Annotated in this window: 16 protein-coding genes and 1 pseudogene; 6 read left to right on the forward strand and 11 right to left on the reverse strand. The window is 70.4% G+C overall.

What is annotated here, in order from left to right:
* Nucleotides 1-85 precede the first annotated feature (85 nt).
* The 4 genes from E1258_RS02420 to murJ form a co-directional block, all read right to left on the reverse strand.
* Nucleotides 86-1060: a hypothetical protein gene (locus E1258_RS02420; protein WP_132396384.1), complete on the reverse strand. Its 975-nt coding sequence runs from the start codon at nucleotides 1058-1060 to the stop codon at nucleotides 86-88.
* Nucleotides 1057-1833 (reverse strand): RNA polymerase sigma factor SigM, encoded by a 777-nt coding sequence (gene sigM / locus E1258_RS02425; RefSeq protein WP_132396386.1) that lies wholly within the window; start codon nucleotides 1831-1833, stop codon nucleotides 1057-1059. Before sigM ends, E1258_RS02420 begins: the two co-directional genes overlap by 4 nt.
* 43 nt (nucleotides 1834-1876) lie before the next feature.
* Nucleotides 1877-3481 carry a protein kinase family protein gene (locus E1258_RS02430; RefSeq protein WP_132396388.1) on the reverse strand — a complete coding sequence of 535 codons (1605 nt, stop codon included), beginning with the start codon at nucleotides 3479-3481 and terminating at the stop codon, nucleotides 1877-1879.
* A 450-nt stretch (nucleotides 3482-3931) separates the two neighbouring features.
* Nucleotides 3932-5677, reverse strand: coding sequence for a murein biosynthesis integral membrane protein MurJ (gene murJ / locus E1258_RS02435; RefSeq protein WP_132396390.1), 1746 nt, complete (start codon nucleotides 5675-5677; stop codon nucleotides 3932-3934).
* Nucleotides 5678-5801: 124 nt separating this feature from the next.
* Here murJ and E1258_RS02440 point away from each other — a divergent pair, with 124 nt between their 5' ends.
* A complete protein-coding gene (locus tag E1258_RS02440; RefSeq protein WP_132396392.1) occupies nucleotides 5802-7262 on the forward strand; it encodes a CCA tRNA nucleotidyltransferase in 1461 nt (486 codons plus the stop codon).
* A gap of 225 nt (nucleotides 7263-7487) precedes the next feature.
* Nucleotides 7488-9581 (forward strand): S8 family serine peptidase, encoded by a 2094-nt coding sequence (locus E1258_RS02445; protein ID WP_305847260.1) that lies wholly within the window; start codon nucleotides 7488-7490, stop codon nucleotides 9579-9581.
* A 138-nt stretch (nucleotides 9582-9719) separates the two neighbouring features.
* Here E1258_RS02445 and E1258_RS02450 read toward each other — a convergent pair whose 3' ends face one another.
* The 3 genes from E1258_RS02450 to E1258_RS02460 all read right to left on the reverse strand — a co-directional run bounded on the left by E1258_RS02450 (nucleotide 9720) and on the right by E1258_RS02460 (nucleotide 13502).
* Entirely contained in the window at nucleotides 9720-11231 is a 1512-nt protein-coding gene (locus E1258_RS02450) for a flotillin family protein (protein ID WP_036373508.1), read from the reverse strand.
* A gap of 40 nt (nucleotides 11232-11271) precedes the next feature.
* Nucleotides 11272-11817, reverse strand: coding sequence for a hypothetical protein (locus E1258_RS02455; protein WP_132396394.1), 546 nt, complete (start codon nucleotides 11815-11817; stop codon nucleotides 11272-11274).
* 95 nt (nucleotides 11818-11912) lie between these two features.
* Nucleotides 11913-13502: a hypothetical protein gene (locus E1258_RS02460; RefSeq protein ID WP_132396396.1), complete on the reverse strand. Its 1590-nt coding sequence runs from the start codon at nucleotides 13500-13502 to the stop codon at nucleotides 11913-11915.
* Between the two features lie 338 nt (nucleotides 13503-13840).
* Here E1258_RS02460 and E1258_RS02465 point away from each other — a divergent pair, with 338 nt between their 5' ends.
* Nucleotides 13841-14320 (forward strand): methylated-DNA--[protein]-cysteine S-methyltransferase, encoded by a 480-nt coding sequence (locus E1258_RS02465; protein WP_132396398.1) that lies wholly within the window; start codon nucleotides 13841-13843, stop codon nucleotides 14318-14320.
* A 145-nt stretch (nucleotides 14321-14465) separates the two neighbouring features.
* Here the strand turns inward: E1258_RS02465 and E1258_RS02470 are convergent, their stop codons facing one another.
* Together E1258_RS02470 and E1258_RS02475 are read right to left on the reverse strand one after the other, a co-directional pair.
* Entirely contained in the window at nucleotides 14466-15545 is a 1080-nt protein-coding gene (locus E1258_RS02470; protein WP_132396400.1) for an inositol-3-phosphate synthase, read from the reverse strand.
* A 23-nt stretch (nucleotides 15546-15568) separates the two neighbouring features.
* The gene (locus tag E1258_RS02475; RefSeq protein ID WP_132396402.1) at nucleotides 15569-16207 is read right to left on the reverse strand and encodes a PadR family transcriptional regulator; all 639 of its coding nucleotides are present in this window, start codon (nucleotides 16205-16207) and stop codon (nucleotides 15569-15571) included.
* A 172-nt stretch (nucleotides 16208-16379) separates the two neighbouring features.
* On the opposite strand from E1258_RS02475, the gene E1258_RS02480 reads away from it, so the two are divergent.
* From E1258_RS02480 to E1258_RS02490, 3 genes are all read left to right on the forward strand, one after another.
* Nucleotides 16380-16853 carry a DUF5318 domain-containing protein gene (locus E1258_RS02480; RefSeq protein WP_132396404.1) on the forward strand — a complete coding sequence of 158 codons (474 nt, stop codon included), beginning with the start codon at nucleotides 16380-16382 and terminating at the stop codon, nucleotides 16851-16853.
* 191 nt (nucleotides 16854-17044) lie between these two features.
* Entirely contained in the window at nucleotides 17045-19909 is a 2865-nt protein-coding gene (locus E1258_RS02485) for a transglycosylase domain-containing protein (protein ID WP_132396406.1), read from the forward strand.
* A 188-nt stretch (nucleotides 19910-20097) separates the two neighbouring features.
* Nucleotides 20098-20610, forward strand: coding sequence for a DUF2690 domain-containing protein (locus E1258_RS02490; protein ID WP_132396408.1), 513 nt, complete (start codon nucleotides 20098-20100; stop codon nucleotides 20608-20610).
* Nucleotides 20611-20679: 69 nt separating this feature from the next.
* On the opposite strand, the gene E1258_RS02495 is transcribed toward E1258_RS02490, so the two are convergent.
* Both E1258_RS02495 and E1258_RS35640 read right to left on the reverse strand, forming a co-directional pair.
* Nucleotides 20680-21510: an AfsR/SARP family transcriptional regulator gene (locus tag E1258_RS02495; protein WP_132396410.1), complete on the reverse strand. Its 831-nt coding sequence runs from the start codon at nucleotides 21508-21510 to the stop codon at nucleotides 20680-20682.
* Between the two features lie 446 nt (nucleotides 21511-21956).
* Nucleotides 21957-22079 (reverse strand): annotated as a pseudogene (locus E1258_RS35640) (DUF2690 domain-containing protein); the annotation flags it as partial.
* Nucleotides 22080-22434: the final 355 nt, after the last annotated feature.

Below are 22434 nucleotides of genomic sequence, written 5' to 3' on the forward strand. Positions count from 1 at the left end.
GCATCCGTGGGTCACGTCACGTGGAAGAACGGCACTCGTGAATCGGCCGCAGCCCGCCCCGCTGGTCGCCCGGCGGACCGCGGCCTCACCCTACCCGCGTCTGGTAGCGGGTGTCGGCACCGGACCCGGGCACCCCACACTCCGGGCCGCTCACCCACGCCCAGCGCGCCCCGGAGGGGTCGACGAAGCGTAGGACCAGCGCCGGGTTGCCCTGGAAACGGGCGTAGTCGACGAGGTCGACGGTGAGCGGACCGGCCCCGTGCTCGGCGCTGACCGCCGCGAGGCAGTCGGCCAGGGCGGTGTTGCCGGTGAGCCGATTCAGGCCCCCGGCGGCGGGCAGCCGGTCACCGCCGCCGCTCTGGGCCGGCGCGTCCGGCCCTGCGCCGAACGACGACTCGGCCGGCTTGCTGACCTGGGTTTGTGGCCTGTCGTCGGCGGACAGCGCCTCCGGCGTCCAGTCGGTGCCCGAGCGCTGCGGCTCGCCGGTGAGGGCGAACGCGCCGCCCGCCTCCGCCTGGGCGCTGATCGCCTGCCCGGCCGCGCCGTCGCTCTGGTCGCTGCCCCCGGAGACCACCTGGTTGAGCCCCAGCCCGACGGCCACGACGGAGGCCGCCGCCAGTGCCACCGGCCCGGCGAGCCGGGCCCAGCGCCGCCCGCGGCGGCCGGGGCGTCCGCTGGTCGAGCGGGGGCCGCCGGCGGGCCAACGCGTGCCTCCGCCGGGCTGGGCGGGCACCCGGCCGGCCCGTACCTGGTCGGCGAGCTCCACTCGGGTCGGTTGGTCGGTGGCGCGGGGCGGCGTGCCGGGGCCGGCGCCGGCCAGCGCGGCGGCGATCCGGTCGGCGACGGCCGGCGGCAGCTGCGGTGCCGGCTCGGCCCAGGCGGCGAGGGCGTCGGCGACCCGGGCCAGGGCCGGCACCAGCGCGTCGTGTGCTGCGGCCCAGGCCGGTTCCTCGGCGACCAGCCGGGCCACCATCGCCTTGTCCGGGGTGCCGTCCAGGGCGCCGCCGAGGTAGTCGGCGAGCAGGTCGTGGTCGACCTCCCTGAACCCCCCAGCAGTCACGATTCCTCCTGGTTGGCGACGTGCCGGGAATGCCCCGACCCTGATCGGACGCCGTCGGTCGGCCGGGGGTTCCCCCGCGTGACGACGGGCACGTCCGGGGCGTCGTAGCCGTCGGTGCCGGCGCGTGGCGCGGCCAGCCGTACGGGCCGGCCGGGCGGCTGGCCCGACCTGCCGGTGGCGTCGGTGGCCGGGTCGTCGGGGAGGGCACCCGTACGTAGGTGCCCGAGGGCCACGGCGAGTCGGGCGCGGCCCCGGGCGCAACGGCTCTTGACCGTCCCCTCAGCCACGTCGAGGATGCGGGCGACCTCGGCCACGGGGTAGCCCTGCACGTCGAACAGGATCAGCGCCGCCCGCTGCTCGGCGGGCAGCTCGGCGAGCGCCTGCCGGACCACCAGGGCGGTGTCGTGGTCCTGGACGGGAGCGGCCGGCTCCGGGCCGCCGGCGAACGGGCCGCCGTGCGTGCCGTCGGGCAGCGGGACGGTGGGGTGCGCCTGCCGGCGGCGGATCCGGTCCAGGCAGGCGTTCGTCACGATCCGGTGCAGCCAGGTGGTCACCGCCGAGTCGCCCCGGAATCGGGCTGCGGCCCGATGGGCGGACAGCAGCGCGTCCTGAAGGGCGTCGGCGGCCTCCTCGCGGTCGCCGATGGTACGCAGGGCCACGGCCCAGAGCCGGTCCCGGTGCCGGTGGAACAGCTCGGTGAAGGCGTCCCGGTCGCCGGCGACGTGGGCGCGCAGCAGGTCGAGGTCGCTCGTGCGCTCGCCGTGACCGTCCATCACCGCGCCTGATCGGTGCGGTGCCCCGTCGCCGGGCCCCGGTTCACGACCCCTGGACCGTGACTTCCTGGACGCCGACCTGGTAGCCCCGGTCGTTCGAGGGCAGATCGGTGATCCAGAACAGCAGGTAGCGGTACTTCGAGTCGGCGTCGAAGCCGTTGAAGGTCATCGTGGTGCCGTCGTGCTGCTCGAAGGGCTGCCCGATCGGGTTCCTCTTGTAGCTGTCGAACAGCTCCTTGTCGCCCGAGGACGTGGGCGGCGGGTCGATGGTGCCCGCGTACAGTTGGGCGGAGGCCCCGGTCGCGGAGAGGCTCACCTGCACCGACTTGACGGTGCGCTCCTCGCCGAGGTCGATCCAGACGCCCATGCCGCGCTTGCGGTTGCCGAAGTTCGACTGGGTGTAGGTGTCGGTGTCCCAGCCCTCGTCCTCGTCGCCGTCGATCACCTTCTCGGCGCCGCCCAGCTCGTCGCGGAGCCTGCTGTCCGGGTCGACGATGCGGACCTCGGTCACCGACAGCTTGCGCACCGCGGCGGCGGGGGTGGCTTCGGCGGCCGGGGCGCTGCTGGACGGCCGAGCGACCGGCTCGGTCTGCGGGGTCTCGTCGTCGTTGCCGAGGATGCTGATGCCGATGAGTAGGCCGACGAGGGCGACCGCCAGCAGGCCGGCGATGCCGATGGCGACCTTCCGCCCGCCGACCGAGGCCAGCGGCGACGGCTCGTCCCCGTTGTCGGCGGCGAACCGCAGCGGCCCGGTGGGCTCCAGGTAGGGCTCGTCCTCCACCGGGATGTCCAGCCGGGCCAGCTCGGCCGAGAGCACGTCCGACGGCGGCGGGGCGATCCCGGCATCGAGCAGGTCCATGGTGAGGTCGTCGAGGTAGGCCGGCACGCCGGCCCGGACCTGGCGGGGCGCGGCGATCGCGCCGCTGGCGTCCCGCACGGCGTCCGGGATCGCGGCCCGGCCGTGCCCGGCGGTGGCGCCGTGCAGCGGGGCCTCGGTGTGCGGCCAGTGCCCGGTCAGGGCGAAGTAGAGGATGCCGCCGATCGCGCGGACGTCGTTCTCCTGGCTGTCGGCGCCGTCGGTGCGGGCGTCGGCCAGGACCACCCGGCCCTCGTCGCTGATCATGACCGTGCCGGGGTGCACGTTGCCGTGCACCATGCCGGTGGCGTGCACGGCGGCCAGGGCGCTGGCCACGGCGTTGCCGATCGCCGTCGTCCGGCCCGGGTCGAGGGGGCCGTCGGCGACCATCTCCCGCAGGGACTGCCCGTCCACCCATTCGCGGACCACGTACGCCCGCTCGGCCTCGTCGATCGCGTCGTACACGCCGACCAGGTTGGGGTGGATCACCCGGCTGGCCGCGACGGCCGCCTGAAGCATCTCGGTGGCCGAATCGCCGCCCGGGTAGCGCAGCACGACCGCGACCGGACGGCGCAGCACCACGTCGACCCCGCGCCAGACCAGCCGGCCCGCGCTGTCGTTGTTGATGTGCTCGACCAGCTCGTACCGCTCGGCGAGGATCTCACCGGCCGTGGGAGCACCGAAGGTCATGACCGGCGGAGCGCTCTCCTCCGCCTGCCGACCCTCGCCGACCTGGGTCACCCGTCCTCCCTCGGTGATCGTGTCGATCGATGGACCCGCGCTGCTGGGCATCTGGCTTCCCGCTCTGCCTGTTGAGTACCGGCCGACGGTGTCGACGCGGAGCGCCGGAGTCAGCCGTACCCGTCGAGAGCGACCTTACCCGGGTTGCCGGTCTCCCCGACATGTCATCTTCCCGGCGTACCCGGCTGAGGTGCCGGGACTGGCCGCGCTTGTCCGGTTACGACCGTTGTCAGCCGCGTTGCTGGCACATGTACTAGCCAATCTAGAGGTTGACGGCAAGTAGTCGTTGCAGGGGCCCGCCGGTGTGGCGACCGGGGGCGACGTCGCCGGATTCCCGCCGAACGGACCGCCATGCTCAGCTTTACGGTTGGTTGTCCACAGGCCCTTACGGTTGCTGGCCGGCGAATCGCTGAGTTATCCACAGGGGTATCCCCAGCCTGGTGATCATTGGTCACACTCCGTGTTCGGCGGCCGGTCGATCGGGTGGCCCCGGGGCCGCGGTCAGCGGCCGAGGCGGCGGCGGACCATTCCGACCACCTCGGTGATCTCGCCGATCCGCAGCACCATGGCCAGCCCGAGGTACGTCCCGGCGATTACCGCGCCCCCGACAACCAGCCGGAAGGCGGCCTGCAACCAGCTCAGCGTGTCGCCGCCCGGCAGCAGGTTGACCACGAGCAGGCCGGCCAGCGCGGCACCCAGCGCGGCCACCAGCACCTTGCCGAGGGTCCGCATGATTCCGCCGAGCCCGATCCGGCCGATCCGGGGCCGCAGCAGCATGGCGGAGAACACGGCGGCGGCGAGGTAGGAAACCGCGTTGCCGATCATCATCCCGGCCGCCGCGAAGGTGGCGGAGAAGGCGGCGAAGAGCCCGATCTGCACGCCGATCCGCAGCGCCACCACCGGAATGTTGACCAGCGCCGGAGTGCGGGTGTCCGGAAGCGCGTAGAAGGCGAAGGTGAAGAGCTGGCTGATCGCGAACGGCACCAGGGCCAGCGCGGCCACCAGCAGGACCAGCGAGGTGGCGGTGGCGTTCTCGTCGCTGAACGCGCCGTAGCGGAACAGCGCCACCGACAGCGGGCCGGCGAGCACCGCGTAGCAGACCGCGATGGGGGCGAGCACCGCGGTCACCGTCCGGGTGCCCCGGGACAGGTCGGCGGCGAGGTCGGCGTACCGGCCGTCGGCGGCGGCGGCGCTCATCCGGGGCATCAGCGCCGTGATGATCGACACGGCGATGATGCCGTGCGCCATCATCAGCAGCAGGAAGACGTTGTTGTAGATCAGCGGGCCGGCGGCGTTCTCCCGGCCGGCGCGGTTGAGCAGGTTGAACAGGACGATCAGGCCGACCTGGCTGACCGCCACGTAGCAGAACATCCAGGCACCGAGCCGGCCCAGCTCGCCCAGGCCCAGGGCCCGGAAGTCGAACCTCGGCCGCCAGCGGAAGCCCACCTTGCGCAGGGCCGGCAGCAGCCCGGCCGCCTGGACCGCCACCCCGAGCAGGGTGCCGCCGCCGATCAGCAGGACCCGCCCGGTGGTCATCTCCTCCGGCTCGACGATCTCCGCGCCGAAGACGGCGATGTAGATACCGGCGGTGGAGATCACCACGATGTTGTTCAGGATCGGTGCCCACATCGGGGCGGCGAAGTGCCCCCGGGTGTTGAGCACCGCGCTGATCAGCGCGCTGAGGCCGGTGAAGAAGATCATCGGCAGCATCAGGTACGACAGGGCGGTGACCAGCTTCTGGTAGTCGCCGCTGGACTTGTCGCTCGCGTACAGCGAGGTCAGCAGCGACGCGCCCACGACGGCGAGCAGCGCCGCGGCGGCCAGGGTGAGCACCGCGAGGGTCAGCAGCCGCTGGGCGTACGCCTGCCCCTGGTCCGCGTCGGCCTTGCGGCGGCGGACCAGCACCGGGATCAGGACGCTGGTGAGGATGCCGCCGAGCAGGAACTCGTAGACCATCCCCGGCAGGATCTGCGCCGTGGTGTACGCGTCGCCGACCAGCGCACCACCCAGCGCGGCGGTGAGCGCCAGCGTGCGCAGGAAGCCCGTGCCCCGGCTGACCAGGCTGCCGACCGCCATCACCGCGCTGTTCGTCGCGGCGCTGGCCTCCGCGACCTGCTCCTGCGGCGGCGCGGTCGACTCGATCGAGGGCTGGTTCAGCGGCTCCGCCGAGATGAAGGTGGCGTCGTCGCCCGGGGGCCGGCCGCCGCCCTGCGCGGCGTTCGCGCTGCGGTACAGACCGCCGCTCATCTCCAGCCTCCCGGGTACGTCGGAGCCGGGCACCGGCCCGCACCCCATGACCATAGTCAACAACCGCCTGTCATCCGCGCCCGGCGGACCAGGCCCCGGGCGGGCCCGATAGGCTGGCGCTCCCATGTCCGAAGCCTCCGCACCCCACGCCGCCGACAGCCGCGAGCTCACCGCCGCGCAGCGCAACGCCGTCGCCGAACTGCTCCGCGTCTCCCCGGTCGCCGACGAGCTGGGCCGCCGGTTCGCCGACGCCGGCCGCGAGCTGCACCTGGTGGGCGGTTCGGTGCGCGACGCCCTGCTCGGGCGCCTCGGTGACGACCTCGACTTCTGCACCGACGCCCACCCCGACCAGACCCTGCGGATCGTCAAGGGCTGGGCCGAGTCGATCTGGGAGACCGGGCGCGAGTTCGGCACCATCGGCTGCCAGCGCGACGGGCTCCGGCTGGAGATCACCACCTTCCGCGCCGAGGCGTACGACCAGGTCAGCCGCAACCCGATCGTGGAGTACGGCACCAGCCTCGCCGAGGACCTCAGGCGCCGCGACTTCACCATCAACGCGATGGCCGTGAGCCTGCCCGAGCACCGGTTCACCGATCCGCATGGGGGCCTCGACGACTTGGCGGCCCGGGTGATCCGCACCCCCGGCACCCCCGCCGAGTCGTTCGGCGACGACCCGCTGCGGATGCTGCGGGCCGCCCGGTTCACCGCCCAGCTCCGCTTCGCCGTGCACCCCGACGTGCGCGCCGCGATGGCCGCGATGGCCGCCGACCTCGACCGGATCACCGCGGAGCGGATCCGCGACGAGTTCACCAAGCTGCTCTGCGGCGCGGACCCGATCACCGGCCTGCGGCTGCTGGTCGACACCGGTCTTGCCGAGCGCTTCCTGCCCGAGCTGACCGGGCTCAAACTGGAGATCGACGAGCACGCCCAGCACAAGGACGTCTACGAGCACACGCTGACCGTGGTCGCCAACGCCGTGTCGTACGAGACCGACGGGTGTGACTTCGTCCTGCGGATGGCCGCGCTCATGCACGACGTCGGCAAGCCGGCCACCAAGGCTGTCGGGTCGGACGGCCGGGTCAGCTTCCACCACCACGAGGTGGTCGGCGCCCGGCTGACCAAGGCCCGGATGAAGGCCATGCGGTACCCGAAGGACGTCACCGCCCAGGTGGTCAAGCTGGTCGGCCTGCACCTGCGCTTCTACGGGTACGGCCGGGGCGAGTGGACGGACTCGGCGGTGCGCCGGTACGTCACCGACGCCGGCGACCTGCTGGCCCGGCTGCACAAGCTGACCCGCTCGGACTGCACCACCCGCAACCGGCGCAAGGCGGCGGCCCTGGCGGCCGACTACGACGCGCTGGAGGAGCGGATCGCCCGGATCGCCGCCGAGGAGGACCTCGCCCGGGTCCGCCCCGATCTGGACGGCAACGCCATCATGGAGCTGCTCGGCGTGCCGCCGGGGCCGATGGTGGGGCGGGCCTGGAAGCACCTCAAGGAGCTGCGCCTGGAGCGCGGCCCGCTGGACCGCGACGAGGCCGAGGCGGAGTTGCTGCGCTGGGCCCGGGAACAGGGCATCGACGGCTGATAGCGGAGTGCGTCGGGGCGCGGCGGCTCCGATCCGCCCGTCGAGTCGGGAATTTGACGACGCGACGGCAGCGTATCGACCGATCGGTTGAGGCGATTCGGCTCGGCCGCCGTCCATGATGATGCAACATCATCGTGGCCTCCTGTCCATCTCAGTGTGAGGCCGGATTCATTGTTCCTCGGCCATCCGGGATGGATGGCCGATGCCTGCAACGGGGAGATCTCTTTGATTCGTCGTGGCGTACTGCGCCGCTCAGCGGTGGCCGGGCTCGCTCTCGCCTCCGTGACCTCTATCGTCTGCGCCACCACCGCCAGCGCGGCGATGGCCGACCCGACCCCCCAGGTCAGCCCGGAGACGGCCGGAGCGGAAGCGTCCAACCTGGACGCCGCCGGCAACCCGGTACGGCCGAACCTGACCGCTCCGAAGCGGTCGCAGTCGCGCGACGCCGCGGCCAGGGGCGTCGTGCCGGGCCGCTACATCGTGAAGCTGAAGAACGGCAAGGCCGGCGCGAGCACCACCCGCAGCACCGTCAAGGCCCTGGCGAAGGCCAACGGCGGCACGGTGCGGAAGGTCTTCACCGGGGCCCTGCGCGGCTACTCCGCGCAGCTCACCCCCGCCCAGGCGAAGCGGCTGGCGGCCGACCCGGACGTCGCGTACGTCGAGCCGGTCCGCAGGTACTCGGCGAGCGGCACCCAGACCAACCCGCCGTCGTGGGGTCTGGACCGGATCGACCAGACCACCCCTGCGCTGAGCAAGTCCTACACGTACCCGTCGTCGAGCGGCGTCACCGCGTACATCATCGACAGCGGCATCAACATCAACCACCAGGACTTCGGTGGCCGGGCCAGCTACGGGGTCGACGCGATCGACGGCGGCGACGCCGCCGACTGCAACGGCCACGGCACCCACGTTGCGGGCACCGTGGGCGGCACCACCTACGGCGTCGCCAAGGACGTCGACCTGGTCGCGGTCCGCGTGCTCGACTGCGCGGGCTTCGGCTCGACCGAGGAGGTCATCGCCGGGATCGACTGGGTGACCAACAACGCCCAGAAGCCCGCGGTGGCGAACATGAGCCTCGGCGGGGACGTGGACCCGGCACTCGACGACGCGATCGCCATTTCCATCGGCAAGGGCATCAGCTACGTCGTCGCCGCCGGCAACGAGGCCGACGACGCCTGCGCGTACTCGCCGGCCCGCGCGCCGGCCGCCATCACCGTCGGCGCGACCGACCGGGTCGACATGATGGCCGGCTTCTCGAACTACGGGACCTGCCTGGACACGTTCGGCCCCGGCGTCGGCATCATCTCGACCTGGATCGGCGGCACCGCCGCGACGGCGACGAGCAACGGCACGTCGATGGCCGCGCCGCACGTGGCCGGCATCGCCGCGCAGTTGCTCGCGCAGAACCCGGGCTGGAGCCCGCAGCAGGTGCGCAACGCCGTCGTCACCAACGGCGTCTCCGGCGCGGTGCTCGGCCCGGCGGGCAGCATCGACCGGCTCGCGCACGTCGGCGCGGCCCCGGTGACCCGCACCAACGTCGGCCTACGGGCCCGGGTCAACGACTCCCTCGTCGTGGCCGAGAGCGGCGGCTCCAAGCCGCTGATCGCCCGCAGCTGGCAGCTCGGCGGGTGGGAGAAGTTCGACGTCGTCTCCGCCGGCACCGGCCTGGTCGCCCTCAAGTCGAAGGCCAACGGCAAGTACGTGGCGGCCGACGGCGCGGGCAGCAAGCCGCTGATCGCCAAGAGCACCGCGATCGGCGCGTGGGAGAAGTTCCAGCTCGTCAACAACACCGACGGCAGCATCAGCCTCAAGGCGCAGGTCAACGGCAAGTACGTGGCGGCCGACGGCGCGGGCAGCAAGCCGCTGATCGCCAAGAGCACCGCGATCGGCGCGTGGGAGAAGTTCGACCTGGAGGCGCCGAACCCGGTCGTCAGCGTGAAGGCCAAGGCGAACGGCAAGTTCGTGGCGGCCGACGGCGCCGGCAGCAAGCCGCTGCTGGCCCGGAGCACCTCGGTCGGCGCGTGGGAGAAGTACGAGCTGGTCGACCTCGGCTCCGGCTGGGTCGCCCTCCGCGCGCTGGTCAACAACAAGTACGTGACGGCGCAGAGCGGCGGCTCCCAGCCGCTGCTGGCGAAGGCCGGCTCGGTCGGCGACTGGGAGGCGTTCTTCGTCGGCTGGCACCACCCGGACGGCACCGTCCACCTTTACGCGAACGCGAACAGCCTGATCGTCAAGGCCGACAGCGGCGGCAGCAAGCCGCTGATCGCCAAGAGCACCTCGGTCAGCTCCTGGGAGCAGTTCACCATCGCGCTCGCCTGACAGACCACGCACTACCCGGCGCCCGTCGGCACCGCCCCCACATCGGGGACGGTCCGGCGGGCGCCGGCCTTTTCTCCCGGACCCGAAAGCAAAGCCGGCCGGACCCGCGACGGGCCCGGCCGGTTTCGTGTTCGCGGATCAGCGGTCGACGGCGGTCCCGTCCACCATGGCCCGGTCGGTGTCGGCGTTCCGCGTCGCGCCGAGCTTGGCGAGCAGGCCGGCCAGGTCGATGCCCGTCAGGTCGGTGCCGAGCTGGAGGCCCTGCGCCACGTTGCTCGCCACCGACTTCGTCAGCGAGGACGCCCCGTCGGTGGAGATCACCGTCAGCTTGTCGATCGCGCCGATCGGCGCGCTGGCGGCCTCGACCACCTGCGGCAGCACCCGGACCAGCAGGTCCAGCACCGCAGCCTCCCCGTACGCGGCGAACGCCTCGGCCTTGCGGGCCATCGCCTCGGCCTCGGCCTGGCCCCGGGCCAGGATGGCCGCGGCCTCGGCCTGGCCCTCCCGCTCGACCGCCTCGGCGATCGCGGAACGCCGGCGCTGCTCGGCCTCGCCCTCCTTGGCGCCCTCGATGGCGTTCGCCTCGGCCAGCGCGGCCCGGCGGGCCCGCTCGCCCTCACCGGTGAGCCGGGACTGCTCGGCGACGGCCTGCGCGGCGGCGATGGTGGCCTGCCGCTGCGCGTCGGCGTTGAGCACCGCCGCGTTGCGGGCCGCCTCGGCCTCCTGCTCCACCTTGTACCGGGCGGCGTCGGCCGGCTTGCGCACCTCGGTGTCGAGCTGACGCTGCTTCAGCTCGGCGTTGCGCTCGGCCACCTTCTGCTGCTCGGAGAGGATCGCCTGGTCCCGTTCGGCCTGGGCGAGCGGGCCGGCCGCCGCCGACTTGGCCTTCGCGGCGTCGATCTCCGCCTGGATCGCGGCCTGCTTCAGCGACAGGTTCCGGTTGGCCTCGGCGATGGCCTCCTCGGCGAGCAGCCGCTCCTGCTCGGCCTGCTGCCGGGCCCGGGCCTCGGCGATCGCGGCGTCCTTGAGCACCCGGGCCGCCTCCGGCCGCCCCAGGTCCTGCAGGTACGACCCCTCGGCCACGATGTCCTGGAGCTGGAAGGTGTCCAGCACCAGCCCCTGGTTGGTCATCGAGTGCTCGGCTTCCTCGGCCACCGCGCTGGCGAACGCCGCCCGGTCCCGGATGACCTCCTCGATGGTGAGGCGGCCGACGATCGAACGGAGCGCGCCGGCGAGCACCTCGCGGGTGAAGTTGTCGATCTCGTCCTGCTGGTGCAGGAAGCGCTGCGCGGCGGCCCGGATCGCGTCCTCGGTGCCGCCGACCTTGACGATGGCGACGCCGTGCAGCTCGGCCCGGATGCCCTGCTTGCTCACCGCGCCCTTGATGCCGACGTCGATGCGCCGGCTGGACAGGTCCAGCGACTGGAGCTTCTGCACCACGGGCAGCACGAAGACCGACGCGCCGAGGACGACCTTCTGGCCGGACATGTCGGTGGACCGACCGCCGTCGGCGGTCTCGGTGGTCCGACCCTTGCGGCCGGTGACGATGAACGCCTCGTTGGGTCCGGCGACCTTGATCCGGGACAGCACGAACAGGATGAGGACGACGACGAGGAGCACCGCGCCGCCGATGGCGATGAGGAGGGGCATGCGACTTCCGCTCTGCGAAAAGGGAGGGGGGTTCGGTAGGTCAGTAGGTCTCGACGTGCACGCTGGTCTCGCTCAGGGCCTCCACCACGAAGACCTGTTCGCCCATCCCGATCGGCCGGGCGGCGCGGGCGTTGAGCTTGACCGGCTGGCCGGCGACCCGGACCCGGACCTCGCCGTAGCCGTCCACGGGGATCGGGGTCACGACCAGGCCGAGCGCGCCGACGAGGTGGTGGCGGGTGGGCGTGGGGTCGGTGCGCATGGTGCGGGCCGCCCGGCTCAGCCGGGCCGCGACCCACGCCGTGGGCACCGCCGCGACCGCGCCACCGGCCACCGCCGCCGCGACCATCCCGGGGGTACGCGAACCGAGCAGCTCGTTGACGATCGCCGCGCCGAAGCCGAACGCGCCGACGAACCCGGCGACCGTCTCCAGGGCAACCGGACCGTCGACGCCGGGATGACTGAACTGGAACAGCTCGGTGCCGAGCAGGGCCAGCGCCAGCACGCCGACGCCCGCCCCGCCGATGATCAGAAAGATGAGCGTTCCCGTGGCCACGACCTGCACGGTATCGACGCTGCGCAAGGTCATCCGGCGTGGTGCAGAGTCAGCGCCGTGGACCTCGTCGCCGGTCACCCGCCTGTTGAGTCGCGATCACACCCTGCCAGCCCATCGGAGATGCTTGGTCAGTTCCGCTCCGGCCTCTGCCGGCAGAGGTATATCTGGTAGCCCGCGATCTCATGTCGAGAAACCACTTCGACCCCCGGTGGACGGGCAGATTGGGCGAAATTGTCCGACATGGCGCTTGATTCAGGCAGGACGTAGGCCACCTGCTCCGACTGCCGGACCTGGTTACGATACGGTCGGTAACGGTCGAACCCGGGCGTGAGGTTCTCGTCGAGGACCGCGCAGCGGACCTGCTCCCGACTGCGGTAGGCAAGCCGGTTGCACGTCCAGTACCCGGAATAGACGTGCGTGATGCCACCTGCGCGCAGATGGTCCAAGAGTCGCTGTTCATCGTCGGCTTCAGCAGCGTAGTGGGGGCGGTGGGCGATCAACTGCCCGGTAGCGACCAGTAGGCCAGCGAAGATCGCACAGGTGAGTGCCGTACAGCCGACGGCCAGGACGACGCCACGCCTGCTCGGGCCGGCCACACTTCGTTGGGGTGCGCCCTTGCCGTCGGAGATGTTGGCCCCCACCCTGCCGACCAGGGAACTCGTGCCGATCCACAGCGGCCAGAGAACTGCCGGCAGCGACACCATCGCGTAGTGAAGGTAGCGGGCGCTCTCGACTGGGGTCGTCGCCGACGAGGAACTCGCGGTATACGCGGCCAGGGTCATCGCGGCGCCGGCGACGAGCGCAAGCCGACCGGCATGCAGACGACGTTCACCGGCGTCGGCTCGCCGTATCGCCACGACGGCGATGATCGCTGCCACTACCAGCAGAATCAGGTAGGCCGGCCCCCACCACATCTGCCAGGCCGCACAGCGACTCGGCGCGCACATCCCGGAACTGAGAGGAAGGCCGAGGAGGACCGCACCGTGCAACCTGTCCGACCACGCGGCCGACTCGGTCGTGCCACTGAGAGACAGCAACACCGAAAACGAGTTGGGGTGGTCGGAGCGAAGGTTGAACCAGATCAACGGCGCTGCGCCGAGGACGAATCCGGAAACTGCCAGGGATGCCCGACGCATCGTCAGCTCTGATCGGCCCGCCCATGCCACGAGTAGCACAGCAGCGGCAACATACGGCAGGGCAAGCCAGTGGGTCCAGACGATGTAACCGGCCAGCAGGCCCCAAACGGCGTATGTCGTCTTCCGCTTGTCCGGCTGGAGAGCCAGAAGTGCAGATGCCAGCATGAGCCCGGCGGCAGCGGTGGCCACATCGGAATAGCCGCCGGCTCCGATGATCTGATCTTTGACCACCCGGTCAGACCCGAACGCCATGACCGCCATGACGAAGACGGCGAACCAGGGAGTGTAGAGGGTGCGCGTCAGCCGGAAGACGAGAACAAGGAAGGCGGCATACATTGCGAGTGCCGGCAGACGAAGTACCCACCAGTGTGTTCCGAGAGCCTGGATCAAGGGGGCCGCAAGATAGGAGTAGAAGGTGCCCATGTAGTCCTGGCCGTAGAAGAAAGTCGGCCAGTGCCGGCCTTCTCCGATGTGCAGGGCGGCCAGACCGGCAGTACCCTCGTCGCTATTGGCTGGCGGAACGTCCAGCGCCGTCAGTATCGCCCGATACAAGACACCCGCGAGGCCGAGAGCGGCTGCCACATAGCCGGGGAGCGATTTTCCCAGGCTGTGTGATGCAGTCGACCCCACTAGCGTTTCTCCTACGGTTCCGACCCGGCCGGCAGCTCATCCTTCTCGACTCACTTCGCCACGGCCCTCCCTCGCTGAACGACATTCACATCTGCATTGAGCCGCGCCCGGCGATTCTGCCACAGCGCACGCGGTGGGACGGCTCGGTGACGACGCCGGCGCCGAGGCTCGGGTGTGGCAGGCCGCCGAGCGCGGCGACGATGTCGCATTGCGGGCGTGGCTGCTCGAGGCAAGGATCTCGCCGGGCGGGCGGATCGCGGGCGTGTCGCACCGGCGGGGGAGGATGGGGCATGCGTTGGACTGTGCTCGACTCCCCGATCGGCGAGTTCTCCGTGGCCACCGAAGACGACGCCGTGTGTGGCGCGCACTTCGGGCGGGTGGAGACGGCCGTCGAGGTCCCCGGCGACGAGCTGTCCGGCCGGGCCGTGGCCGAGCTGCGGGCGTACTTCGCGGGGGAGCTGACCGAGTTCACGGTGCCGGTGGCGGTGCGCCGGGGCTCCGAGTTCGAGCGCGCGGTGTGGCGGGAGATGACCCGCATCCCGTACGGGGAGACGTCGACCTACGGCGAGGTGGCCCGAGTGGTCGGGGACCCGGGGGCGGCGCGGGCGGTCGGCATGGCCTGCAACCGCAACCCGGCCCCCGTGATCGTCCCCTGCCACCGGATCGTGGGCGCGGGGGCGAAGCTGGTCGGGTTCGGCGGCGGCCTGCCCCGCAAGGTGAAGCTGCTGGAGCTGGAGGCCGGCGTCGCTCTGCGCCGGGCCTGGTCCTGACCGCTACGGCCTGCGTCGAAGCGCGGAGACGGCGGCCGCGTCCCGGCGGAGATTGCCGGCCTGAACGACCACGGAGGGCCGGGTCCCGACGGACCCGGCCCTCGCCGTGCTGGTGCGGGCACCGGCCCGCTGCGTGGTCAGCGCGTCAGCGCTCGACCTCGCCGACGATGAACGCCTCGACGGCGGCGTGCGCGTCGTGGTCGGCGTACTGCACCGGCGGGGACTTCATGAAGTACGACGAGGCCGACAGGATCGGGCCGCCGATCTTCCGGTCCAGGGCGATCTTCGCGGCCCGGACGGCGTCGATGATGACGCCGGCCGAGTTCGGCGAGTCCCACACCTCCAGCTTCAGCTCCGCGTTGAGCGGGGTGTCGCCGAAGGAGCGGCCCTCCAGGCGGATGTACGCCCACTTGCGGTCGTCGAGCCACGGCACGTGGTCCGACGGGCCGATGTGCACGTCGCTCTTGACCATCTCGTGCGGGATCTGGGACGTCACGGACTGGGTCTTCGAGATCTTCTTCGAGACCAGCCGGTTGCGCTCCAGCATGTTCATGAAGTCCATGTTGCCGCCGAAGTTGAGCTGGTACGTGCGCAGCAGCTCGACCCCACGGTCCTCGAAGAGCTTCGCCAGGGCCCGGTGCACGATGGTGGCCCCGACCTGGCTCTTGATGTCGTCGCCGACGATCGGCAGGCCCGCGTCCTCGAACTTCTTGGCCCACTCGGGGTCGGAGGCGATGAAGACCGGCAGGGCGTTGACGAACGCGCAGCCGGCGTCGATCGCGGCCTGGGCGTAGAACTTGTCGGCCTGCTCGGAGCCGACCGGCAGGTAGGAGACGACGACGTCGACCTGGGCGTCGCGCAGCGCCTTGGCCACGTCGACCGGCTCGGCGTCCGACTCCTCGACGATCTCGCGGTAGTACTGGCCCAGGCCGTCGAAGGTCGGGCCGCGCTGCACGCTGACGCCGGTCGGCGGCACGTCGCAGAGCTTGATCGTGTTGTTTTCGCTGGCGACGATCGCCTCCGCGAGGTCCATGCCCACCTTCTTGGCGTCCACGTCGAACGCCGCGACGAACTCCACGTCCGAGACGTGGTAGTCGCCGAAGGTGACGTGCATGAGACCCGGGACGCGGTCGTTCGGGTCGGCGTTGCGGTAGTACTCCACGCCCTGTACGAGGGACGAGGCGCAGTTCCCCACACCGACGATGGCGACGCGGACGGAGCCCATAGCGTCTGCCTCCTTCTTCTTCATCACGGCCGCTCTTTCCTGGACTCTCCAGGCGGAGGCGGGCTGTCGTTATCTCGTCGGCCGCCGGCTGTCCCGCTCTCCGGGACCGTCGGGGCACGGCCGGAGCGCTCGTTGGCGATGAGCTCCTCCAGCCAGCGGACCTCGCGCTCACAGGCATCGAGGCCATGGCGCTGAAGTTCCAGGGTGTACGCGTCGAGGCGCTCGGCCGCCCGGCCCAGCACGTCGCGAAGCCCTTCGCGACGCTCCTCGATCTTGCGGCGGCGACCCTCCAGGATGCGGAGCCGGGTCGCCTGGTCCGTGCGGGCGAAGAACGCGAAGTGCATGCCGAAGCCCGTGTCGTCGTACGTCTCGGGACCAGCCTGTGCGATGAGCTGGGCGAAGCGTTCCTTGCCCTCCGCAGTGATCTTGTAGACCACCCGGCCCCGTCGGCTGGTCAGTGCGGGAACCTCCTCGGCGGTCGCGGGCGTCTCGGCGGCTTCGGTGATCCACCCTGCCGCCTGCAACCGGCGCAGGGTCGGGTAGAGCGAGCCGTAGCTGATCGCCGCACGGATCGCGCCCAGCTTGGCCGTGAGCTCCTTGCGAAGCTCGTAGCCGTGCATCGGGGACTCCTGGAGGAGGCCGAGGATGGCGAGATCGAGCACGGGCCATCCCTTCTCACCTCGACGCGGAGGTGCAACCACCGCGATGTATCGGTCCGATACATCGCACGTTAGCGGCTCACCCAGGATCAGGGCAAACCCCACGCCGAATTCCTGGGGTCACTGAATGTGACGGCGGTCGCCTCGCCGGGCCGGACCGCGTACCCTTCTCCGCATGCGTACGCAGCGCCAGGTCGTCGACTACTCGCTTCGGAAGCGAGCGGTGCTGCGTGAGCTGCTCGCCGGCCGGGTCGGCACGTACGACGTCTGCGACGCATCGCCGTACCTCAAGAACGCAGCCCGCTTCCACGGTGAACCCACCGAGGAGCGCTGCCCGATCTGCCGCAGCGAGAACCTCACCCACGTCCACTACATCTACGGCGACGAACTCAAGCAGTCCGCCGGGCAGGCGCGTACCCTTGCCGAGTTGCCCGTTCTCGCGATGACGCTGAGTGAGTTCCAGGTCTTCGTGGTGGAGGTGTGCCTCGGTTGCGGCTGGAACCACCTCGTCGAGCAGTTCCTGCTGGGCCGGGACGGGCTGGCTGATGGCGCGGAGGACGGGGCGGGTCCCGGCGCTGCCGGTGCTTCGGCCGCCACGGCCCCGGGCACCGGTCCGGCCATTCGGCGGAGGCGAGAGGCGCAACGGTGAATCCAGCTGACTCGGTTGGTCCGGTGTGGAGGAGGCGGGACGACCGACAGCTTTTTGGCCTGATAGGTCCGATTGATCCGGAAGTGATGCGCTCGGCCCGACCCGTTCGGGCGGAGGCGTCGCGTGTTTCAGCTCACGGCAACCCGGTGGCGGCGCGACCGCGTCCCACCGCGACCGGCAGGGTGTGAGGAATGAACTCGTACGGCGATCCCAGCTCCTCGCGCGGGCGGGCCCAGATACCGGGCGCCAACGGCGACCCCGGCGCGGGCTCGGCCGACGCGTACCGTCGCGGCGACGACGCCCGTGGTAGCTGGTCAGAGGCTCCGGCGCAGCCGGGCCGTGCCTCCGTCCCGCCCCGCGGCCCGGCCGCAGGGGGCCGCGCCTCGGTAGGCGGCTCCGCACCCGTGCCGCCGCGTGCCGGTGGCGCCTCCGGCTCGGCATCGGTGGGCTCTGCGTCGGTGGGCTCGGCCTCGGTCGGGCGCGCGGTGCCTGGCCGCGCCTCGGTGCCCGTCTCCCCGGCCCCGGGCGGGCCGACAGCCGGCCGGGCCGGCGCGGGCCGCGCCTCGGTGCCGGTCTCCCCGGCACCCGTCTCGCCGGCGGGCCGGGCCAGCGTCGGCTCGGCGGCCGTCGGCGGGCTCGCCGGCCGGGCCTCCGTCGGCCGGGCCGGGGTGGCTTCCGTCTCTGGCGGCCCCGGTGGTCCCGCTGGCCCTGGGGGGCCGGGGCGCCCAAGCGGCGGACGGAGCGGCCGGGGCGCGGGCGACCCGGGCGCGAGCGCGCGGGCGAAGAAGCGTCGCCGGATCAACATCATGATCGCCGGCTTCGCAGTCCTCATTATGCTCGCCGGCATCGGCGTCGTCGGCTTCACCTACTACTCGACGACCGTGGTGTTGCCCGCACAGGTCCCCCTGCCGCTCTCCACGACCGTGTACGCGAAGGACAACAAGACGGTCCTGGCCAAGCTCGGCAGCGAGAACCGTCAGCTTGTCAAGATTACTGAAATCCCGCAGCACGTGCAGGATGCGGTGGCCGCGGCCGAGGACCGCAACTTCTATCGGCACTCCGGCGTCGACTACAAGGGCATCGCCCGCGCGGCCTGGAACAACATCTCCGGCGGCGACAAACAAGGTGCTTCGACGATCACCCAGCAGTACGCCCGTAACGCCTACGAGAACCTGAAGGAAGATTCGTACGCCCGGAAGGTCAAGGAGGCGATCCTCGCCTCCAAGCTGAACGAGAAGTACAGCAAGCCCGAGATCATGGAGCACTACCTGAACGTGATCTACTTCGGGCGCGGCGCGTACGGCATCGAGGCCGCCGCTCAAACCTACTTCGGCGTGCAAACCAAGCAGCTCACAGTGGCCCAGGCCGCGGTGCTTGCCGCGCTGATCAAGCAACCGGTCGCGAGCGACACCCACAAGGGGTACGACCCGGCCGTCAACCCGGTCGACGCCAAGTCGCGGTGGACGTACGTGCTCGACGGCATGGCCGCCGAGGGCTGGATCAACGCGCCGAACAAGCCGCAGCGGCCCACCGACGCCGAGTACCCGAAGACGCTCAGCCCGAAGAAGGCCGGCTCGACGGCGTTCGGCGTGGCGACCCCTCGCGGCAATGTGATCAACTATGTGCGGCAGGAAATGGAGCAGTGGGGTATCTGCTCCGACAGTGGGGCGGCAGGCAAGATCAGCTGCGTAGACGCGCTGCGCGACGGCGGCTACCGCATCCAGACCACGATCGACCCGAAGCTCCAGACCGCTGCCGAGAACACCGCGATGCGGGCCAAGAAGAACTCGGAGCTCAGTGACCAGCCCAAAAACCTGATGGCGGCGGTCGTCTCGATCGAGCCGAACTCCGGCCGCGTGCTCGCCTACTACGGCGGTGACAGCGGCGCGGACTTCGACTACGCCGGCAAGAACACCGACAAGAACGGCGACCTCGTCGGCGGGCACCAGCCCGGTTCGTCGTTCAAGGTCTACACTCTGGCTGCGGCGGTGAACGCCGGCATCTCGGTGAAGTCGCACTGGGACGCCACCCCGTTCAAGCCTGAGGGCTTCGATTCCCCGGTGCAGAACGCTGGCCGGGACGTGAGCCGCACCTGTGGCAAGTGGTGCACGCTGGAGTTCTCCACCATCCAGTCGTACAACGTGCCCTTCTTCCACGTCACCGAGAAGATCAAGCCGTCGACCGTGCTGGACATGGCCAAGCAGGCTGGCGTTTCCACGATCTGGACCGTCGACCCGCCGAAGGCGTACGACCTCAACAAGAACGACCCGAAGGATCTCGCGCCCAGCAAGTTCGACCGCGTGATTGGCTACGGCCAGTACCCCGTCACAGTGCTCGACCACGCCAACGGGCTGGCGACGCTCGCGAACGACGGCAAGTACAACAAGGCCCACTTCGTAATCAAGGTGGAGAAGCAGAACGTCGACACCGGCAAGTGGGAGATGGTCGCGAGCGAGAAGCTCAAGCCGCAGCAGCGGATCCGCGCCGACGTCGCCAAGGAGGTGACGGGCGTTCTCAAGCAGATCCCCGGTCCCAACAACCGGTCCCTGGATGGCGGCCGGGAGGCCGCCGCCAAGACCGGCACCTGGGAGTACGACAGCAGGCACAACGCGCACGCCTGGATGGTCGGGTACACTCCGCAGCTCGCCACCGCCGTCTGGGTGGGCAGCAGGGACCCGAAGAAGCCCCAGATCATCGACAAGGACGGCAATGACATCGGCGGCTCCAAGCTGCCCGGTGCCATCTGGCAGCGGTACATGAACGCGGCCCTGAACGGCAAGGACAGGGAGAGCCTGCCGTCTGCCACCGGGATGGGCGACCAGGATGCCGGCAACGGCACCGAGCCGGCCCCGCCGCCCGCCCCCGAAGAGCCGAACTGTAACCCGCTGGACATCTTCTGCCGGCGGGGCCCCGGCAACAACCCTGGCCCCGGCAACAACCCTGGCAATCCCGATACCCCCGAAACTCCGACCGATCCGGGAGGCGGTAACCCGACCGGCCCGGGTCCCGGCGGAGGCGGCAACCTGCCCACGCTCGTACCCCGCACACGGGAGTAGCTGAGGGGTGACCACATCGTGAACGGCGGCCGGACCTAACGTCGGCCGCCGTTCCGCTTTCTGCCGCCGTTCGTGCGGTACCGGTGAGAGAAGGATGAATCGCCGGTGAGAGCCCGGGGCAGCATTGCGGCAGTTGACGTCTTGGGAGGTACACCTTGCTCGGAAGAAGAATCGTTCAGCTGGGTGCCGTGCTGGCGCTCTGTCTCTCGGCCGGAGTGATCGCGCCACCGGCGGCGAGTGCCGCGACGTCCATGCCGCACGGTATGACGCAGGGCTCCGCCGTGGTCACCCCCGAGAGCCTCGACCCGCAGGAGGGGACGATGATCTCGGATGCCGAACTGTTGGCGACCGGCTGCGGCTCCACCTGCGATGGCAAGAATCCCGCAACTTTCAAGATTTACTACAGTGGCTGTAGCACCTGCTACCACTACTGCGCTGACGATGCCACTTCCCCCGAAACGAACACCGATGGCATCAACCTCGAACTCCGGTACAGCCCGAGATGCCGGACGGCCTGGGCCCGGGTCAGCTCGGACTTCTACTACCCGACGGTCAGGAGCTACTACACCAGCGGCGCGGTCCGGACCTCCTACAGCGGATTCGCTGGATCCTACTACACGCTGATGGTCAATGACGCTGGCCTGCTCGCTCGGGCCGAGGCCTCGGCCGGCCCGACCACCTGGTGGACGGGCAAGTACTGAGACGAAGTTTGACCCTGATCGGGCGGCGGGCTGTGCGAATTCCTTCGGCCCGCCGCCCGAGCTTCTCCTTCAGGCGAACGGGATGGCGCTCCCTAGCAGCCGTGATACCCGCGTCGTATTCGGCGAGGCCAAGTGGACGGCCCGCGCCTGTGCGGGCTCATCCGCGTCCGGTGTCCTTCGGAGCAGACGACACTGGAGGCTCTGGACGGCGGCGCAGGCGTCGAGGCCGAGTTCCCGGGTGAGACGGAGCCTCAGCTGCTGCAGCACACGCAGGGCCTCGCCCGTGCGTGATCCGGCGTGGAGCGCCTCGGCCAAGCGGCAGTGCAGACCCTCGTGGTACGGGTAGCGCTGAACCCAGTTATGCAGGTCGACTATGACGCTGCTGTGTCGCTGTCGGCTGAACTCGACCTCCACCAGGCTTTCGACGGCATTCAGTCGGGCCTCCTCCCATCCAATCACGTCTCCGCGTAACGTCAGGGAGTTGACGTCTTGGAAGGCGGAGCCCTGCCAGAGACCGAGGCCGCTGTGGAGACGTTCGGCTGCGCGATCGAGTTCGCCGAGTCGTCGGGCCTGGTCGGCTTCGGCGCACAACCGGCGGAACCTGAGCCCGTCGACCTGCTCTTCGCGGACCTCCAACAGGTAGCCACCCCCGGCGTTGCGGATCCCCTGGCCGGGCGTTCGCGCAAGCAGGGTGCGGAGTCGGCCGATCCGGTTCTGGACCTGCTGGCGCGCGGTCTCCGGGGGGTGATCCCAGACGACGTCGATCAACCGGTCGACGGAGACCGCCCGGTTGACGTCGAGCAACAGAGCCGCAAGGAGACTCTTGTTACGTGGCCCTGAGTACGACAGTGTCAATGATCCTGACTTGATTGTTAATGGACCAAGGAATGCGAATTCCAATTCGTGCCCCCGTGCAGTATTGGTGCGACCCTAGCCCAAGGTCATACCAATCATAGCCACTGCTCGATGCCCGTCAAGAGACTTGAAGTGTATGGTCAAGCCATGGGAGCGCAACCGGCCCGGCGGGTTGGCGGTGGATCCGCCGTAGGCCGTGCGGACCTGGACGGTCGGATGTCCCGACGACTGCACACGCCATCGGAACGCTCGCCGGGAAAATCAGTACTTGCTGGTGCAGTACACGATGGTCTTCTTGTCGTTGACCTGATCGATCTCCGAGTCGTAGATATGCCAGCAAGCGCGGGCCACAGGCCCTTGTCGTCCGCCATGCTGGACCACGGTCCGTCGTACCCGGGGATTTTGTCGTACGTCGCGCGCAGGCGTCCGTCGGTGTAGTAGCTCTGGACCAAAACTCCGCTCATGTAACCGATACTTCCTGTCTGCCGCGCCCACGCGGTTCGGCACCATGGGCTGTACCGAAGCTCGACATAGGTGCTCGACGCCGCTGTGATCGCATCCTGGTAACAACTGCCGCTCCCGATTCCCACGACCGCCGTGTAGGTTTGCGGATCCTTGTCGTCGCAGGGGCTGCCAAACTTGACGGTGGCCGCGGAGGCGCCGGAGGGAGCAGGGTCATTGCGTAGTCGGGTAGCTGCTGGTCACGGTGGTGATCAGGTCGTGGGGGCGGCGGTTGGCGCGTCGGGTGGCTCTGGCGATGTTGGTCTCGCCGTTGCCGCGGTGGAATCCGATGGCGGTGTTACGTAGAACCGCTGCTACGGCGGGTCCGTTGCCGGTGCGGGCCGGTGGGCGTCCTCGTGGAAGGTCACGTCGCGGACCCAGTGCAGCCGGTTCTCGATGTGCCATTCCAGGCGGGCCCATTCCTGCAGGTCAGCAGGTTGGGCGTCGGCGGCGGGCAACGACATCACC

The organism is Micromonospora sp. KC207 (assembly GCF_004348615.1).
Taxonomy (GTDB): domain Bacteria; phylum Actinomycetota; class Actinomycetes; order Mycobacteriales; family Micromonosporaceae; genus Micromonospora.

Bases quoted from the DNA above. Each gene is read 5' to 3' on its own strand.
- E1258_RS02480 (WP_132396404.1), top strand. From the start codon at position 16,380: ATGCGTACGCAGCGCCAGGTCGTCGACTACTCGCTTCGGAAGCGAGCG.
- E1258_RS02450 (WP_036373508.1), bottom strand. From the start codon at position 11,231: ATGCCCCTCCTCATCGCCATCGGCGGCGCGGTGCTCCTCGTCGTCGTC.
- E1258_RS02470 (WP_132396400.1), bottom strand. From the start codon at position 15,545: ATGGGCTCCGTCCGCGTCGCCATCGTCGGTGTGGGGAACTGCGCCTCG.
- E1258_RS02430 (WP_132396388.1), bottom strand. From the start codon at position 3,481: ATGCCCAGCAGCGCGGGTCCATCGATCGACACGATCACCGAGGGAGGA.
- murJ (WP_132396390.1), bottom strand. From the start codon at position 5,677: ATGAGCGGCGGTCTGTACCGCAGCGCGAACGCCGCGCAGGGCGGCGGC.
- E1258_RS02465 (WP_132396398.1), top strand. From the start codon at position 13,841: ATGCGTTGGACTGTGCTCGACTCCCCGATCGGCGAGTTCTCCGTGGCC.
- E1258_RS02455 (WP_132396394.1), bottom strand. From the start codon at position 11,817: ATGACCTTGCGCAGCGTCGATACCGTGCAGGTCGTGGCCACGGGAACG.
- E1258_RS02440 (WP_132396392.1), top strand. From the start codon at position 5,802: ATGTCCGAAGCCTCCGCACCCCACGCCGCCGACAGCCGCGAGCTCACC.
- sigM (WP_132396386.1), bottom strand. From the start codon at position 1,833: ATGGACGGTCACGGCGAGCGCACGAGCGACCTCGACCTGCTGCGCGCC.
- E1258_RS02485 (WP_132396406.1), top strand. From the start codon at position 17,045: ATGAACTCGTACGGCGATCCCAGCTCCTCGCGCGGGCGGGCCCAGATA.